The following is a 14,834-nucleotide window of genomic DNA, read 5'->3' on the forward strand; positions in this document are numbered from 1 at the left end:
CCTGGACGGGCGCCCGCTCAGGCGGCAGGCGGGTCGAGCTGCTCCGCCGGAAGCGTGAAGGCGCCCGCGCAGACGTCGAGACCATCCTGATAGCCCTGCGCGAACCAGTACTGGCGCTGCTCGCTGGAGCCGTGCGTCCAGCTCTCCGGGTTCTGGAACCCGGACTGCTCCTGGATGTGGTCGTCGCCGACGACGAACGCGGCGTTGAGGGCATCCGTCAGCTGCGCCTCGGTGGGCTTCTGCAGGTACGGGTCGCCGTCGGCATCCGTCTGCTCCGTCATGCGTCCGATCCAGGCACCCGCATAGCAGTCGGCCTGCAGCTCTGTGCGCACGCCGTTGCTTCCCGGACCGGTGCCGTTGTTCGGGTACTCGTCCATGGTCCCGATGAGGTTCTGGATGTGGTGGCCCCACTCGTGGCCGACGATGTAGAGCTGGGCGAGGTCGCCCGCGGATGCCCCGAACTGCTGCTGCATGAGATCGAAGAACGTGGGGTCGACGTACACCCCCTGCTCGGGCGGGCAGTAGAAGGGGCCGACCGCGTTCGAGGCCGTGCCGCACTGCGTCGGGGTGGAGCCGTCGACCACCGTGAGCGTGGGAGCCACGTACCCCTGGACGTTGTCCTCCCAGAACGCGTCGAGGGCGACCTGGGCGCCCGCCATGCGGCAGTCGACGTCTTCGTTCGCGTCCTGACCCGTCTTGCAGTCCTCGATCACCGAGCCGGTCGTGCCGCCTCCGCCGGGAGCCGCGCCGCCGCCCAGGAGTCCGGAGAGGTCGATCCCGAGCAGCGGACCGGCGAGGAGGGCGAGGATGCCGAGCACACCGACGCCCGTGCCCCCGGCGATCGCGGCGTTGCGGCCACGGCGACGCGTGCGGTTGTTCGAGATGTCGGCGTCGGGGTTGAACGTCATGGATCGAGGGTACTCCGCGCCCGAACGGTCGTAGGCTCGGGACATGACCACCACGATCACGATCACGGGCGCGGGCGGACAGATCGGGTACGCGCTGCTCTTCCGCATCGCGGCGGGGGATCTGCTGGGCCCGGACGAGAAGGTGCGGCTGCGGCTGCTGGAGATCCCGCAGGGGCTCGGCGCCGCCGAGGGCGCGGCGCTCGAGCTGGAGGACGGGGCCTTCCGCCTTCTCGAGCACGTCGAGGTCACCGACGACGCGGCCGTCGGATTCGACGGCTGCGATCTCGCGCTGCTGGTCGGGGCGCGTCCTCGCGGACCCGGCATGGAGCGCGGCGACCTGCTCGCCGCCAACGGGGGGATCTTCGGCCCCCAGGGCGCGGCGATCGCGGCGCACGCGTCGCCGGACGTGCGCGTCACGGTCGTCGGCAACCCCGCGAACACGAACGCGCTGATCGCCGCGGCGTCCGCCGACGGCGTGCCCGCCGAGCGCTTCACGGCACTGACCCGGCTCGACGAGAACCGGGCGCGAGCCCAGCTGGCCCAGACGCTGGGCGTGCCCGTCGACACCGTGCGGCGCGTGCCGATCTGGGGCAACCACTCCGCGACGCAGTTCCCCGACGTGTCGCACGCGACGGTCGGCGGACAGCCCGTCGCCGACGCCCTCGAGGCGATCGTGGGCGACATTCCCACCTGGCTGGACGAGACCTTCATCCCCCGCGTGGCGAAGCGCGGCGCCGAGATCATCGAGGTGCGCGGATCGTCGTCGGTGGCGTCCGCCGCGAGCGCGACCATCGACCACGTGCGCGACTGGGTGCGGGGGACGGCGGACTGGACGTCGGCCGGTGTCGTGTCGCACGGCGAGTACGGGGTGCCCGCTGGCTTGATCTCGTCGTTCCCGGTGGAGTCGGTCGACGGGGAGTGGCGCATCGTGGAGGGTCTCGACATCACCGCCGACGCCCGTCGCCGCATCGACGCGTCGGTCGCGGAGCTGGTCGAGGAGCGCGACGCCGTGCGGGCCCTCGGCCTGCTCTGACGCCGCACTCTTCCTCCACACCTGAGCGCGGAATCGAGTTCTCCACTGTCCTCACCCGAGTCGATGACGCCGACATATGGTTACTGGACGCTCGACGCTCCACGGAGCAGAATGGACCGGTGACCTTGTCTCCTGACACCCTCGGAATGATCATCACGCTGTTCACCTTCATGGCGAGCGGGATCGGCGGTGTGGCGGCCCTTCTCGCTCATCACATGAAGCGCATCGACGCCCGCTTCGACACCGTTGACGCGAGGCTCACCCGCGTCGAGAGCGAGCTGGTCGACGTCAAGATCACGATCGCGCGGCTCGAAGGACCGCAGCGTCGGTTCCAACAGCTCTAGCCCCGGGGCACGCTGCCAACCGCCCGGATCGACCCGGGCGGCGACAGCGTGACCCGAGTCGCCGCTCTGCTCAGCTGCTCCGGCGCATCGCGCGGACGCCCGCCCCCAGGCCCAGCACCGCGACCACGAGCGCGGCGACCCAGCCCCACAGCACCGTGACGTCGCCGAGGTCTCCCGCCAGCAGCGCGCGTTCGCCCTGCACAACCCAGTTGAGCGGGTTCACCGTGGCCACCGCCTGCATCCAGTCCGGCGCCTCGTCGAGGGGGAGCAGCATCCCCGACAGGATCAGCAGCGGGAAGATGAGCGTCTGCTGCACCCCCCAGAAGAGCCACTCGCGGTCCTTCGTCTTCAGCGCGAGCGTGTAGGAGAGCGAGCCGAGGCCCACCCCGAACACCGCGAGCATCGCCAGCCCCACCGCGAGTCCGACCGCATCGATGCGCAGCCCGAACGGCCAGGCGATCAGCACGATGATGAGCGCCTGCACGACGATGGGGGCAATCTCCTTCAGCGCCCGCCCCACGAGCAGCGACGACCGCGACAGCGGCGCGACGAGAGTGCGCTCGTGCGAGCCTGTCATCATCTCGTACTGCAGGTTCGAGCCGGTCGCCCCGGTGCCGAAGAGCACGATCATCACCAGCACCCCGGGCACGAACCACTGCAGGGTCGCGGCGACGGGCTGGCCGGACTGCCCGACCAGCAGCGGCGCGAAGAGCCCCAGGAACACCAGCGGCTGCAGCAGGCTGAAGATGAGCGAGAAGGGGTCGCGCACGACCGGCTTCAGCTCGCGGGTGAGCACGTTCCAGGTGTCGCGGGCGGGATTGGCGCGCACCGCGGTGTCGGGCTTCGTCATGGTGGTCATCGGTTCGCTCCTGTCGGCTGTGCGGTTCCGGACGCGTCGGCCGGCGCATCCGCCTCTTCCCCCTCGTCCGTCGGCTCACCCTCGCCCGCCTCGCGGAGGGTGCGCCCCGTGAGCGCGAGGAACACGTCGTCGAGGGTGGGCGGCACGCCGGTCGCGCGCTCCACCTGGATGCCGGCGGCGGCGAGCGCGCGCACGGCGGTGGGCAGCAGCGCGTCACCCCCGGGCGCCGTGACGACGACGTCGTGCTCGCCGTCGCGTCGGACCTCGCGGTCGGTCAGCCCCTGCACCACCGCGACGGCGCGCTCCGCGTCGGAGGCGGTGCCGAACCCGAGCGTCAGCAGATCGCCCGCCAGGTGCGACTTCAGGCGCGCCGCGGTGTCGTCGGCGATGACGCGGCCCTTGTCCATCACCATGACGCGCTCGGCGTAGCGATCGGCCTCCTCGAGATAGTGGGTCGTCAGGAAGATCGTCGTGCCGTGCTGCTCCCGCAGGTCGAGGATGTGCTGCCACAGGTTCGCCCGGCTCTGCGGGTCGAGCCCCGTCGACGGCTCGTCGAGGAACAGGAGCGGCGGGGCGTGCATCAGACCGAGGGCGATGTCGAGACGGCGCTTCTGGCCCCCGCTCAGCTGCTGCACCGACCGTGTGGCGAAACCGCCGAGGTCGAGCGAGGCGATCAGCTCGTCGGCCCGCGCGCGGGCGGCGGCCTTCGGCATCCCGTAGAACGCGCCCTGGCTCAGCAGCTCGTCACGGGCGCGCTGCGCGAAGCTGCCGCTCGTGAGCTGCCCGACGTATCCGATGCGGGCGCGCACCTCGGCGGGCCGCTGGAGGATGTCGAAGCCCACCACGCGCGCGGTGCCGGACGTCGGCGGGATCAGGGAGGTGAGCATGCGCAGGCTGGTGGACTTGCCCGCGCCGTTGGGTCCCAGGAAGGCGACGAGCTCGCCCCGCGCCACCTGGAACGCGAGGTCGGTGACGGCCTCGACGGTCTTCTTCTTGACGGTGAAGCGCTTCGTGAGTCCCTGCGCTTCGATGATCGGTTCGTTGGACATGCTCCGAAGGTAGAAGGCAATGCGGACACCTGCCGTCCGCGATCAAGAGGAAACTGGAGGCATGTCCGACACGGCGACCCGCGCACTCTCCCTGCTCAATCTGCTGCAGACGCACCGGCATTGGCCGGGGACCGAGCTCGCGCAGCGCCTCGGCGTCACGGAGCGGACGGTGCGTCGGGACATCGAGCGGCTACGCGACCTCGGGTACCGCATCGAGTCGGTGCCGGGCGCTGCCGGGGGCTATCGTCTCGAAGCCGGGAGCGCGGTGCCACCCCTGCTTCTGACCGATGACGAGGCCGTCGCCATGGCGATCGGACTCCGGGTGGCCGCCTCTCAGCGCCTCGTGAGCGGGCCCGAGACGACCATCACCGCGCTCGCGAAGCTCGAGCAGGTGCTGCCCGCTCCCCTGCGCCGACGCGTGATCGCCCTGGCCGACACCGTGCAGCCGGCGGGGATCAACGCCGGGGCCGCGGTGTCGAGCGAGGTGCTCGGCGAGCTGGCGCTGGCGTGCCGCGACGCCGAGCGCGTGCGGTTCACGTACACCGCCGCGTCCGGCGAGGTCACTCACCGCCGCGTCGAGCCGCACGCCCTCGCCCCCGCGGATCGGCACTGGTATCTGCTGTGCTGGGATCTCGACAAGAGCGACTGGCGCACGTTCCGCGTCGATCGCCTCTCGGCCGTGGAGCACACGCGGGTGCTCTTCGCCCGCCGCCCGCTGACTGCGGAGGAGATCGAGGAGTTCATCCGCGTCGCGCGGTCCTGGGTGCGGCAGCCGGTCGAGGCGGATGCGGTCATGGAGCTGCCCTACGACGAGATGCGGGCGTTCTTCGGGCAGTGGGGCCAGGGGGCGACCGCCGAGGACGACCGCCGCACGCGGTGGCCCGTCGGGGGCGGCGACTTCCGCGAGACGATGTACGGCCTGTCGTGGATCCCGGCCGGCGTCGAGTACACCGTCGACCTCGCCGAGCCCTCGCGCGGCGAGCTCCGGGAGACCCTCGAGCGGATGCTGCGCGCGCTGGATGCGGAGCCCGCCCCGTCCCGTGCGGCCGTGCGCGACGACCGCGTCGGCTGAGCCGCGGACCGCCCCTGCGCCGGGTCGCCGGACAGGGCAGAATGGAGGGCGGAGGTGCGCCATGAGCGATGCGACGGACCGGACGACCGGGGCGATGTCGGTGGAGGATGCTCTGACGAGCCCGCTGCACCTGCCGCACGCCGCGGCGGAGTGCCCGAAGTGCTTCACCGAGCTGCAGCAGAACCGGGACTTCTGGCTGGCCCGCCCCGACGGCTCGCGCCTGGTCGGGTTGGTCGTCGCCCGGGAGGGGATGCCCCCGGTCGTGCAGCAGCGGGACGACCTGACCCGGTTCGGCGTGCCGATCGAGGGCTTCCGGCACCCCGCGCCCGACATCCTCGAGAGCTGGGGCGACCGGCTGGCGCGGCTGATCTCGACGCTCCAGTCCGGTGACGTGCTCGTGGTGACGAACCGCCACGCCCTCGGGCGCGACAGCGAGGAGGAGTCGCGGACGGTCTCGGAGCTCCGCCGTCGCGGCATCATCGTCAAGGTGCTGAACCACGAGGCCCGCCATCTCGCCGATCTCGCCCGCTGAGGCGCGCCCTACGACGGAGGAGGGGCCGACGGCGAACCGTCGACCCCTCCTCGGGAAAGCAGGACTCAGCTGCCGGCGAGCTGCTGGTCCAGGTCCTGGATCGCCCGCATCATGCCCAGCAGCGACTCCGACATGTCGTTGATGCCGTCGACCGCCGTCTTCAGACCCGTGGTCAGCTCCGTGTACCCCTCACCGAACTTGCCCGACGCGTGCTGCGTCTTGAAGTCCTCGCCCAGAAGGGTGTCGACCTGACCCTTCAGCGTGTCCAACTGACCCTGAATGTCATCACGAGCCTGCGACAGCGACGACGCCACCTGCTCCATCTCTGCATAAGACGCACCGAAATCGGCCATCGTCCACACCTCCGAAAATCGTTTGGACCGGACCCCTCCGGCCCGATGAGAACCACACTACGGAAATCAGCGCGCGTCTGTCGATGGGGACAACTCCCCATCGGGTCCGGCTCCGGCGTCCGGCGTCGCCGGTTCGGCCACCGCCTGCTCCCAGGCGACGGTCGAGATCATGAGGTCGCTGAGCACCGTCATGCCCCGGATCGCGTCGTCCGAGATGGCCGCCGAGTCGGGCGTGAGGATCGTCGTGGTGAAGACGAGCGCGCGGGTGCGATTGGTCTCGGGCACCGGCAGCGCGTACATGATCGTGCGGCCGGGGATCTTGTCGATGTCGGCGCCGCGGGGCGCGCGGGCGGCCTCGCCCTCCCAGCGCACGATGTGCTTGGCGTCTTCGAGGAAATCCGCGCCGCGGGTGCGGAACGCGTCGGAGATCCACCCGTCGAGGTTGGCTCCGTCCTCGCCCTCGACCGCCGACGCCGTGATGGACATCGGCAGGAGCTCGTCCGCCTCGACCTCCTCCTGCCGATACAGGGCGAACACCTTGGAGCGGGCCATGCCCTGACGCACGCGCGCCATCATCGCCCGATACTGTGCCTCGAGGTCGGGCCGACCCGCCTGCCGGAACAGCTGCGAGGCGCGCGCGAGGTCGGCCTTCTCGGTCTCGGAGGAGGCCGCCCGCCGGCGCCACCCCGGCGGGAGGGCCATGCGGAAGGGCGGGATGCCGTACTGCAGCTCGACGCGGAGATCGTTCATGACCCCATCCTCACAGACGACGACCGCGCCGACCTCACGCGCCGACCCGATCGGGGAGCCGGATGCCCTCGACGAGGCGCAGGAGCTCCTCCTCCAGGCGGGCGAACACCGGCAGCGTCGTCCCCATCGCGTTGACGGCGATCAGCACGTCGCCGTTCTCGAGCAGCAGGTCCCACTGCGCGACCAGCAGCGCCCTGCCGTCCTCGGGCTGCACGCCATCCGTGCGGCGGATCAGGATGCCGGAGCCGTGCGCGTCGGTCTCGATCGCGATGCCGTCGGCGGCGGTGGCCCCCGGAGAGGTGGTCGCACCCTCGACGATCTCCCGCGCCGTCTCGCCCGCGAGGTCGGTGACGACGATGCTCACGAGCACATCGCTGTAGACGCCGGGAGGCGCGAACCACAGTCGGGTGACGAAGGGCTCCACCATGGCCAGCAGCGCCTCGGCGGTGACGGTCAGACCCTGCCGGTCGCCGTCGGTCAGCGCAGCGGCGGACTCGTAGTGCCCGAGCACGGCGTCGATCCAGGTCCGTGCGGTCTCGGGGCGATCGGCGAGCTCCGCCGCCGGGGGCAGCGGGATGAACTGCGCAGCGTCGTAGTCGAGGTCCCAGGTGATCGGGGAGGTCGGCGTGGCCACGTCAGAACAGCCCGTTCACGGCACCGGCGGGCGACAGGGCCCCCGAGGGGCGACCGTTCGCGACGGAGACGCCGCGGTCGACCCACTTGTAGACGTTGAACGCCTGCTCGAACGCCGTCGGCGCGCCGCCCACGACGTTCTGCAGCGCGGTGGGCAGCTGGCTGAAGAGCTGCGTGCCCATGGCCTGCTTCGGCGCCGACTCGACCGCGTTGGTGAACGCGATGGTGAAGGAGCGGTTGGTTCCTCCGACGAAGCGATCCAGCATCCCCGCCAGGGAGAACGGCCCGGTCATCTTGACCCCCGAGACCCGGCCGGCGAAGGCGTCGAACTTCGGCAGCCAGTTCGCCCGCCATCCGGCGCGCGGCGCGAACTGCAGGTTCTGCAGCCCGCGCACCTGCTGGAACGGCTTGGTGATGCCCTTGCCGATCTCGCCCAGGAACTTCAGCTGCCCGCCCTTCTTGAACAGCAGACCGAGCTTGCCGATGGGCAGGATGCCGACCACCGACCACAGGAGGTCGCCGATGCCCTTGCGACCGTCGAACATCAGGGCGACCGTGAGCAGCAGAGAGGCCACCGCCACGATGACCGCCAGTGCCGCGATGAACGGGCCGCCGATGATGAGCCCGAGCACGGCGAGCCCGAGGCCGACCCAGCTGAGCACCTCCGCGACCACGGCGAGCACGCCCGCGACGTTCTCCCAGGTCGAGTCCTCGCCGATCTTGTTCGCGTCCTCGAGGTCGTTGACGGCCGTCTCGTACGCGCTCTCCCACGTCTCGTACGCGCCGTCGTAGCGGCGGAGGTTCGCGTCGTGCGTCTCCCGGGCCTGCGACAGGGCGGAGGCGGCACTGGCCGCCGCCTGCTCGAGGCGATCGCTCTCGCGCGTGCTCGCCTCTTCGTTCTCGGGAGTCGGCGGGTTCCACGTCAGGGCGTTGCTGAAGCCGTTGAAGTCGCTCTGCGCCTCGGAGGCCGTCCCCTGCGCCTCGGTGAGCGCGGCGAGCGAGTCCTCGCAGTCCGCCACGATGGTCGTCATCTGCTGCTGGGCCGTGCTCAGGGCGCTCGCATAGCGGCTGAGGACCGTGCCGGCGGGCTGGTAGCGCTGACCCGCCTCCTTGAGATCCTTGTGCGAGTCGTCCACGACCTCGCGGATCTTGTCCATCGCGTAGCCCTTGCCGCGCACGCTGCCGTCGCCGATCCCGCGCAGCACCGTCGCCGCCGAGAGCATGTCCTCCGCGAGGTCCGAGATCTGCGTCGCCCGCGCGTCGATTCCCGCCGGGTCGCCCGCGATGACCTCGACCGTGCGTCCTCTGGTCGTCTGCATCGTCGCCTCTCCTAGTTCACCGTGGGTCGGCCGGGGCCCGCCCCGGGCCCGGTCTGTGCGGGCGTGGACGCCTGCTCCATCTGGCTCGCGAGATCCAGGTCGGCGGTGTTCGTCTCGTCGATCGTGCCCTGCACCCGCTCGCTGACCTTCTGGAGCTTGCTCAGGAGCTTGTCGCGGCTGTCGTTCCAGCTGCCCTCGAAGTCGTGGCAGCGGTCACGCAGACGGCTGTCTCCCGCCGGGCGCCCCACGGCTTCCTGCACATCTCCCTGTCGGGCGCTCGCCGACTCGAACTCCGAGATGATCGATGCAATCTGCCGAGCCATCTCCTGAAGATCGCTCATCGGGAGCAGCATCCCATCGCTGCCTGACATGGCGTCCTCCCTCTCTCCGCGTCCGACGATAGCGGCTTCCGGGAGCACGTCGCGATGGGGAGAACTCCCCACGCGGGTCAGCGGCCCCGGGAGCGCGTCGTCTTGAGGAGGATCTCCATCGCGTCGGCCCCCAGCGCGGTGAGCGCGGCGGCGCCCGGCCCCCGTTTCGCGAACCGTCGGGACTCCTTGCGGAAGAGGTCGCGGGGGTCGCGTGCGACCACGTCGGCCGCCGCCCGCCACCGGTCGAGCGACGCGGCGTCGAGCTCCCCCTTGCGTGCCCGGCGGACCTTCGTCAGCCGGCGGGCCGCCTTGCTCCGCTCCCACGCGGCATCCGCGAACGGCTCGTTCGCCCGCGCCTTGAGCGCCTTCTCCTGCCGCTGGGCGGTGTCGCGCACGATCTCGGCGACGTCGTTCGCGTAACCGGGTGCGCGGCCGAGCAGGCTCTTCTCCTCGGCGACCCATGCCGCCAGCGCCCGATCGCCGCAGTCGAAGCACAGGCGGGTGGGGAGCACCCCCGTGCCGAGGTATCCACAGTCGCAGTTCAGCGCCGAAGCGCGCGTCGCACGAGACTCACTCACCCGCCCAGCCTAGAGCGTCCGCGCTCCTGTCTGCTCCGCGAGAGCGCCGGAGCGCAGAGACGCCGAGAGGCGCCGACCGGTGCGGTCGACGCCTCTCGTCTGCGGTGTGCGTGTCAGCTGCCGGCGAGCTGCTGATCCAGGTCCTGGATCGCCCGCATCATGCCCAGCAGCGACTCCGACATGTCGTTGATGCCGTCGACCGCCGTCTTCAGACCCGTGGTCAGCTCCGTGTACCCCTCACCGAACTTGCCCGACGCGTGCTGCGTCTTGAAGTCCTCGCCCAGAAGGGTGTCGACCTGACCCTTCAGCGTGTCCAACTGACCCTGAATGTCATCACGAGCCTGCGACAGCGACGACGCCACCTGCTCCATCTCTGCATAAGACGCACCGAAATCGGCCATCGTCCACACCTTTCGAAAATCGTTCGGACCGGGCCCCTCCGGCCCGATGACTTCATCCTTCCGGATGCCGCCCCACCGCGTCGATGGGGAGGAGTCCCCATCGACGCGCGTCCCGCGGCCTAGGCCCGTCGGTCGGCCTCCACCAGCGGCAGCTGCACGGTGACCTGACGGCCCGCCTGCACGAAGATGCCGCGGCCCTCGGGGAAGTCCGTGCGCTTCACCTTCGGGAACGGCACCTTGAACACAGCGTCGCCGTCGAACGAGTCGGGCTTGAGGATGATGCCCTTGCGGCCCGCCTTGAAGTCGCCGATGAACCCGAAGCCGCTCGTCACCTGCGTGACGTCGGCGTCGCCGATCAACAGGTGGTCGCTGCGGTTGATCGCCTGGAACAGCGCCTTCATCTCCCGCTCCGCCGGTCCGTCCGCGAACTGCGGGACGTCTTCGACGACGACGAGGATGCGGATCCCCAGGGCGTCGTCGGCGGCGAGCTCGGTGAGCTCCTTCGCGAGCTCCTTCGCGTCTTCCGGCGTGACCGCGCTGCGCGTCCAGTCGGCGTAGTCCTTGAGCTGGGACCGGCGCCCGCCGAAGTGGAACAGGCGGGTGGCGGGATCGAAGCGCCGCATCGCCGTGACGAGACCCTTGAGCGCGGTGGTCTTGCCCGACTGCGGCGGACCGGCGACCACGAACGTCCCGACCGGATCGAAGTCGCGCGCGGACAGGGTGTCCTCCGCCACGCCGAGCACCGGGAACTCCCCCAGACGCTCGGGCAGGTCGCGCACCGCGAGCCGCGTCGGCAGCGCGCCGATCTCCTCGACCTCGCGCACCCCCGCCGCCCGGAGCTGCGTTGCGAGCTGCTCGAGCAGCTTCGTCTGCTCGGCGACGTTGGGCGTGCCGCCGAGCGTCGCGATCTGCGTCTCGAGGCCGTCGACGATCGCGCGACCGGGTGCCGAGCGCTCGTCGAGCACGTCCTTGGGCGCGTTGAGCATGGCGTAGCCCGACTCGTCGGCCAGGCGCAGCACCACGCGCCGTGACACGTTCGCACTCACCGCGGTGGGCACCGAGCCCGAGCGGTCCGCGCTCGCGATCACGTGCACGCCGAGCGGACGACCCTCGCCGAGGATGCGCATGAACGTCTGGTAGAACGGCATCCGCGCCGTCGTCGACTCCCACTCGGCCCGGAACTGCGGGAACCCGTCGATCAGCAGCAGGATACGGGATTCGGGCTGCCCGGTGATCTCCCGGTACTCGGTGAGGCTGGCTGCGTTGGCGGCGCTGAAGCGCTTGCCGCGGTCGTCCAGCACCCGCGCGAGCGAGCGCAGGACGCGCTGCACGCGCTCGGCGTCGTCGCCCGCGATGATCGAGCCGACGTGCGGGAGGGTCTCGAGGCTCTTGAGCGAGCCGGAGCCGAAGTCCAGGCCGTAGACCTCGACGTTCGCGTGCTCGGCATGGAACCCGGCCGAGATGGCCAGCGTGCGCAGCACCGTGGACTTGCCCGAGCCGCTCGTGCCGTAGACGAGCAGCGAGCCGTCCTTGTCGGGCACGAAGTACGCGGGCTCCTGCAGCTGGCGCGCGGGCACGTCCATCTTGCCCAGCAGGATCTGCCCGTCGCCCAGCACCGGCAGGTCGCGGATGTCGACCGCGCGCTCGAGGTCGTCGAGCCACGGGCGGCGGGGCGCGGGGATCCCGGCCTGCGCCGACGCCTTCACGAGCGAGGCGACGAGGCGCTTCTGGTCGTTGGGCCCGAGGTCCTCGTCGTGCGAGTCGGACTCGGGCGCCTGATCGGCCTCCCAGGTCTGGATCGACCCGAACCGCAGCTCGGCGATCTTGACCTCGGCGGCCTGCTCCTCGTCGCTCGACCATCCGCCCGCGTACGCCGACTGGAAGGGCACGAGACGGCCCGGTCCGGTCTTGGCGATGCCGCGGCCGGGGATCGAGGGCGGGAAGGAGGCCGCGATCGGGTCGTCCACCACGTCCTTCGAGTCGGACTCGTCGGCCATGCGCAGGGCGACACGCAGGTTGGTGTTGGCGCGCAGGTTGTCCTTGATCACGCCGGCCGGCCGCTGGGTCGCCATGATCAGGTGGATGCCGAGCGAGCGACCGCGCTGCGCGATGTCGACCACCCCGTCGACGAACTCCGGCACCTCGCCGGCGAGCGCCGCGAACTCGTCGATCACGAGCACGAGGGCCGGAGGCGTCTCGGGGTCGCGGCGCTTCTCGAGCTCGAGGAGGTCCTTGGCCTTCTTGCGGTTGAACAGGTGCTCCCGGTGGTGCAGCTCGGCGCGGAGGCTGGTGAGCGCACGCCGCACGAGGTGGGGGCTGAGGTCGGTGACGAGGCCCACGCAGTGCGGCAGCTCGACGCAGTCGGCGAAGGCCGATCCGCCCTTGTAGTCGACGAACAGGAACGTCACGCGGTCGGGGCTGTGCGCAGCCGCCATGCCGAGCACCCACGCCTGCAGGAACTCGCTCTTGCCCGCGCCGGTGGTGCCGCCGACGAGCGCGTGCGGGCCCTGGGTGCGCAGGTCGAGCGTCATGGCGTCGGTCTTCGACTGGCCGATGATCGCGCGCAGGTTGCCCGCCTTCTTCAGGCGGGGCTGCGGCGTGCCCGACCGGTCGAGGATCGTGTTGTTCTGCCGCCAGCGGTCGATCACCGCGGTCGGGTCCGAGGCGAGGTCCGCGCCCACGAGCGAGAGGAACATGACCGAGTTGGGGATGTCGGAGGAGTCCTCGATCACGGTGCTGGAGTCGACGACGGGCGCCAGCCGCTTGGCGAACATCGTCATGTAGGCGTGCGAGACGCCCTCGACCTGCACGTCCGGGTACGAGACGCCGCTGCGGACCGTGCCGACCGTGGCCGCGCCGAGTCCGGCGCTCACGTCGACGAAGGTGCGGCAGGCGGCCGGCAGCGCCGCGACCACGGGGGCGACGAAGAGGCCGTACACGCCGACGTCGGCGCCCCGCTCGAGGATCTGCGTGAGACGCGCGCGGTCGACGGGGGCGTCGTTGGTGACGATCACGACGATCGCGGTCTGCCCGGGGAAGGTCGCGTCCTCCGCCGCGCGCTTGACGTCGGTGCCGTACAGCATCGGGTCCCAGTCGTCCCCGTACGGCGGGCGCTGCGACTTCGCCTCGCGCGAGCGGCGCAGCACGATCTCCTCGAGGCCGTTAAGCAGAGCGGTGCCGGTGGAGGCGGAGTCGGCGAGCGCGACGTCCTTGAACGGGTTCCGCTCGCTCGAGGTGTGCGGGAGCCACTTGAGCCAGTCCAGCTCGTTCGCCCATCCGGGCTCGGTCAGGGCGACCGTCACGAGCTCGTTCGGCGAGTGCATGCCGAACAGCTGCACGGCGATGCCCCGCAGGGCGTCGCTCGCGAGCGAGGTCGGGCCGGCCACGCCGATCGACCCCACGCTCTGGAGCGACTCGAGGATCGGCACGTCCTCGATCATCCGGTACCGGTCTTCGAGGCGGTCGACGCGCTCGACGTACTCGACCAGCGCCTCGGGGGTCTCGGTGCGCTTGACCCGCGACCGCGAGCGGTCCGCGCAGGTTCCCAGCCGCAGTGCGAGGAAGTTCCAGTGCTCGGGTCGCCGCGTCCACAGCAGCGGTCCGAGCCGCATGGCCTCGTCGAAGACGACCGCGACGGCGGGGACCTCGTTCTGGCGGACCTCGCGCTCCCGGGGCTGCAGGTGGTACAGCTTCTCCTCGAGGCGCTCGAACTGCTCCTCGAAGGACTCCACCTCCTTGCGCAGACGCTGCCCGACGTTGGTCTTCTGCGAGATGTAGTTGCCGAACATCATCATCGGCGACGCCGCCGCGATCATGAGCGACAGCGGCCGCTGCGTGATGCTGAACATGGTCACGGCGAGCAGGACCGGAGCGACGAGCATCGGCCAGGGGAACAGCCGCTTGACCTGGTCGCGGGGATAGCGGGGCTCGTCGAGCTCCTCCCCCTTGAACCGCTCCTCGACCCGCGGGCTGCGGTTGAACAGCAGGGCGCCCCCGCGCTCGAGCACGGGATCGCCCTCGGCCGACCCGTCGAAGTCGCTGACGAGGTGCACGACGAACTCGCTGTCGCCGAGGGTGAACCGCTGGCCGGGGATCACGCGCAGGCGCTGCACCAGACCCCCGTCGACGAGGATGCCGTTGGCGGAGTTCAGGTCGACCAGCTCGACGAACGTGGGCGCCACCTCGATGCGCGCGTGGCGCTTGGAGACCAGAGGGTCCGCGATCGTCACGTCGTTGGCCGCGTCGCGGCCGATCAGGAAGTGCCCGACGGGCAGCGGGAACTCCTGTCCCGCGGCCGGTCCGCCGGTGACCGAGAGCAGGGCGGCCGGACGCGCGCCCGCGCCGCCGACCGAGGCCCGGTTCGGGCCGACGTTCACGACCTCGGCGAGGAAGCCGGAGCCGAGCGGCGCATCGGCGACCAGCAGATCGGGGTTGAGCATGGTCGGCTGGTCGCTCGTGGGCGGCGCGACCGACAGGGTGAGCACGTCGGCGGGAGCGGCCGCGATGCTGCGCAGCGGATCGGTCGAGGCGATCCGGCGCGCGACGTCGGCGACGGTCGCGGTGGAGTCCGCCATGACCACGACGTCGGTCAGGGGGGCCGTCGGGCGGCGCAGGGTCAGTTTGACTCTCATC

15 protein-coding genes are annotated in these 14,834 nt (G+C 70.9%); 4 read left to right on the forward strand and 11 right to left on the reverse strand.

The window, feature by feature from the left end; genetic code table 11:
• Positions 1-17: 17 nt before the first annotated feature.
• Positions 18-908, reverse strand: a complete 891-nt coding sequence (ypfJ, locus tag AB3M82_RS05680) for a KPN_02809 family neutral zinc metallopeptidase (RefSeq protein ID WP_412956178.1) — start codon at positions 906-908, stop codon at positions 18-20.
• A 43-nt stretch (positions 909-951) separates the two neighbouring features.
• Between ypfJ and AB3M82_RS05685 the strand changes: the two genes are divergently transcribed.
• Positions 952-1,941 (forward strand): malate dehydrogenase, encoded by a 990-nt coding sequence (locus AB3M82_RS05685; protein WP_412956179.1) that lies wholly within the window; start codon positions 952-954, stop codon positions 1,939-1,941.
• 119 nt (positions 1,942-2,060) lie between these two features.
• Positions 2,061-2,285, forward strand: a complete 225-nt coding sequence (locus tag AB3M82_RS05690; RefSeq protein WP_412956180.1) for a hypothetical protein — start codon at positions 2,061-2,063, stop codon at positions 2,283-2,285.
• A gap of 70 nt (positions 2,286-2,355) precedes the next feature.
• Here AB3M82_RS05690 and AB3M82_RS05695 read toward each other — a convergent pair whose 3' ends face one another.
• Positions 2,356-3,144 carry an ABC transporter permease gene (locus AB3M82_RS05695; protein WP_412956181.1) on the reverse strand — a complete coding sequence of 263 codons (789 nt, stop codon included), beginning with the start codon at positions 3,142-3,144 and terminating at the stop codon, positions 2,356-2,358.
• Positions 3,141-4,193, reverse strand: a complete 1,053-nt coding sequence (locus AB3M82_RS05700) for an ATP-binding cassette domain-containing protein (RefSeq protein ID WP_412956182.1) — start codon at positions 4,191-4,193, stop codon at positions 3,141-3,143. Before AB3M82_RS05700 ends, AB3M82_RS05695 begins: the two co-directional genes overlap by 4 nt.
• A 61-nt stretch (positions 4,194-4,254) precedes the next feature.
• Between AB3M82_RS05700 and AB3M82_RS05705 the strand changes: the two genes are divergently transcribed.
• Positions 4,255-5,265, forward strand: a complete 1,011-nt coding sequence (locus AB3M82_RS05705) for a helix-turn-helix transcriptional regulator (RefSeq protein ID WP_412956184.1) — start codon at positions 4,255-4,257, stop codon at positions 5,263-5,265.
• 61 nt (positions 5,266-5,326) lie between these two features.
• Positions 5,327-5,797, forward strand: coding sequence for a recombinase family protein (locus AB3M82_RS05710; RefSeq protein ID WP_412956186.1), 471 nt, complete (start codon positions 5,327-5,329; stop codon positions 5,795-5,797).
• 65 nt (positions 5,798-5,862) lie between these two features.
• On the opposite strand, the gene AB3M82_RS05715 is transcribed toward AB3M82_RS05710, so the two are convergent.
• The 8 genes from AB3M82_RS05715 to AB3M82_RS05750 form a co-directional block, all read right to left on the reverse strand.
• A complete protein-coding gene (locus AB3M82_RS05715) occupies positions 5,863-6,150 on the reverse strand; it encodes a WXG100 family type VII secretion target (RefSeq protein WP_028501988.1) in 288 nt (95 codons plus the stop codon).
• A gap of 66 nt (positions 6,151-6,216) precedes the next feature.
• On the reverse strand, positions 6,217-6,900 hold the full coding sequence (locus tag AB3M82_RS05720) for a hypothetical protein (RefSeq protein ID WP_412956188.1): 684 nt from the start codon (positions 6,898-6,900) through the stop codon (positions 6,217-6,219).
• 34 nt (positions 6,901-6,934) lie between these two features.
• Positions 6,935-7,534, reverse strand: a complete 600-nt coding sequence (locus AB3M82_RS05725) for a hypothetical protein (protein ID WP_412956190.1) — start codon at positions 7,532-7,534, stop codon at positions 6,935-6,937.
• Position 7,535: 1 nt separating this feature from the next.
• Entirely contained in the window at positions 7,536-8,852 is a 1,317-nt protein-coding gene (locus tag AB3M82_RS05730) for a putative T7SS-secreted protein (RefSeq protein ID WP_412956191.1), read from the reverse strand.
• An 11-nt stretch (positions 8,853-8,863) separates the two neighbouring features.
• Positions 8,864-9,193 carry a hypothetical protein gene (locus AB3M82_RS05735; RefSeq protein WP_412956193.1) on the reverse strand — a complete coding sequence of 110 codons (330 nt, stop codon included), beginning with the start codon at positions 9,191-9,193 and terminating at the stop codon, positions 8,864-8,866.
• A 107-nt stretch (positions 9,194-9,300) separates the two neighbouring features.
• Complete coding sequence (locus AB3M82_RS05740) at positions 9,301-9,801, reverse strand: hypothetical protein (RefSeq protein WP_412956195.1); 501 nt, start codon at positions 9,799-9,801, stop codon at positions 9,301-9,303.
• A gap of 113 nt (positions 9,802-9,914) precedes the next feature.
• A complete protein-coding gene (locus AB3M82_RS05745) occupies positions 9,915-10,202 on the reverse strand; it encodes a WXG100 family type VII secretion target (RefSeq protein WP_028501988.1) in 288 nt (95 codons plus the stop codon).
• Between the two features lie 119 nt (positions 10,203-10,321).
• Positions 10,322-14,833: a type VII secretion EssC family protein gene (locus AB3M82_RS05750; RefSeq protein ID WP_412956196.1), complete on the reverse strand. Its 4,512-nt coding sequence runs from the start codon at positions 14,831-14,833 to the stop codon at positions 10,322-10,324.
• Between the last annotated feature and the right edge of the window lies 1 nt (position 14,834).

Origin of the sequence: Microbacterium californiense (assembly GCF_047246625.1) — a bacterium.
GTDB lineage: Bacteria > Actinomycetota > Actinomycetes > Actinomycetales > Microbacteriaceae > Microbacterium.

What these genes read in the sequence shown, in the direction of transcription:
- ypfJ (WP_412956178.1), bottom strand. Translation starts at nt 908, where the DNA reads ATGACGTTCAACCCCGACGCCGACATCTCGAACAACCGCACGCGTCGC.
- AB3M82_RS05685 (WP_412956179.1), top strand. Translation starts at nt 952, where the DNA reads ATGACCACCACGATCACGATCACGGGCGCGGGCGGACAGATCGGGTAC.
- AB3M82_RS05695 (WP_412956181.1), bottom strand. Translation starts at nt 3,144, where the DNA reads ATGACCACCATGACGAAGCCCGACACCGCGGTGCGCGCCAATCCCGCC.
- AB3M82_RS05700 (WP_412956182.1), bottom strand. Translation starts at nt 4,193, where the DNA reads ATGTCCAACGAACCGATCATCGAAGCGCAGGGACTCACGAAGCGCTTC.
- AB3M82_RS05705 (WP_412956184.1), top strand. Translation starts at nt 4,255, where the DNA reads ATGTCCGACACGGCGACCCGCGCACTCTCCCTGCTCAATCTGCTGCAG.
- AB3M82_RS05710 (WP_412956186.1), top strand. Translation starts at nt 5,327, where the DNA reads ATGAGCGATGCGACGGACCGGACGACCGGGGCGATGTCGGTGGAGGAT.
- AB3M82_RS05715 (WP_028501988.1), bottom strand. Translation starts at nt 6,150, where the DNA reads ATGGCCGATTTCGGTGCGTCTTATGCAGAGATGGAGCAGGTGGCGTCG.
- AB3M82_RS05720 (WP_412956188.1), bottom strand. Translation starts at nt 6,900, where the DNA reads ATGAACGATCTCCGCGTCGAGCTGCAGTACGGCATCCCGCCCTTCCGC.
- AB3M82_RS05730 (WP_412956191.1), bottom strand. Translation starts at nt 8,852, where the DNA reads ATGCAGACGACCAGAGGACGCACGGTCGAGGTCATCGCGGGCGACCCG.
- AB3M82_RS05735 (WP_412956193.1), bottom strand. Translation starts at nt 9,193, where the DNA reads ATGAGCGATCTTCAGGAGATGGCTCGGCAGATTGCATCGATCATCTCG.
- AB3M82_RS05745 (WP_028501988.1), bottom strand. Translation starts at nt 10,202, where the DNA reads ATGGCCGATTTCGGTGCGTCTTATGCAGAGATGGAGCAGGTGGCGTCG.
- AB3M82_RS05750 (WP_412956196.1), bottom strand. Translation starts at nt 14,833, where the DNA reads ATGAGAGTCAAACTGACCCTGCGCCGCCCGACGGCCCCCCTGACCGAC.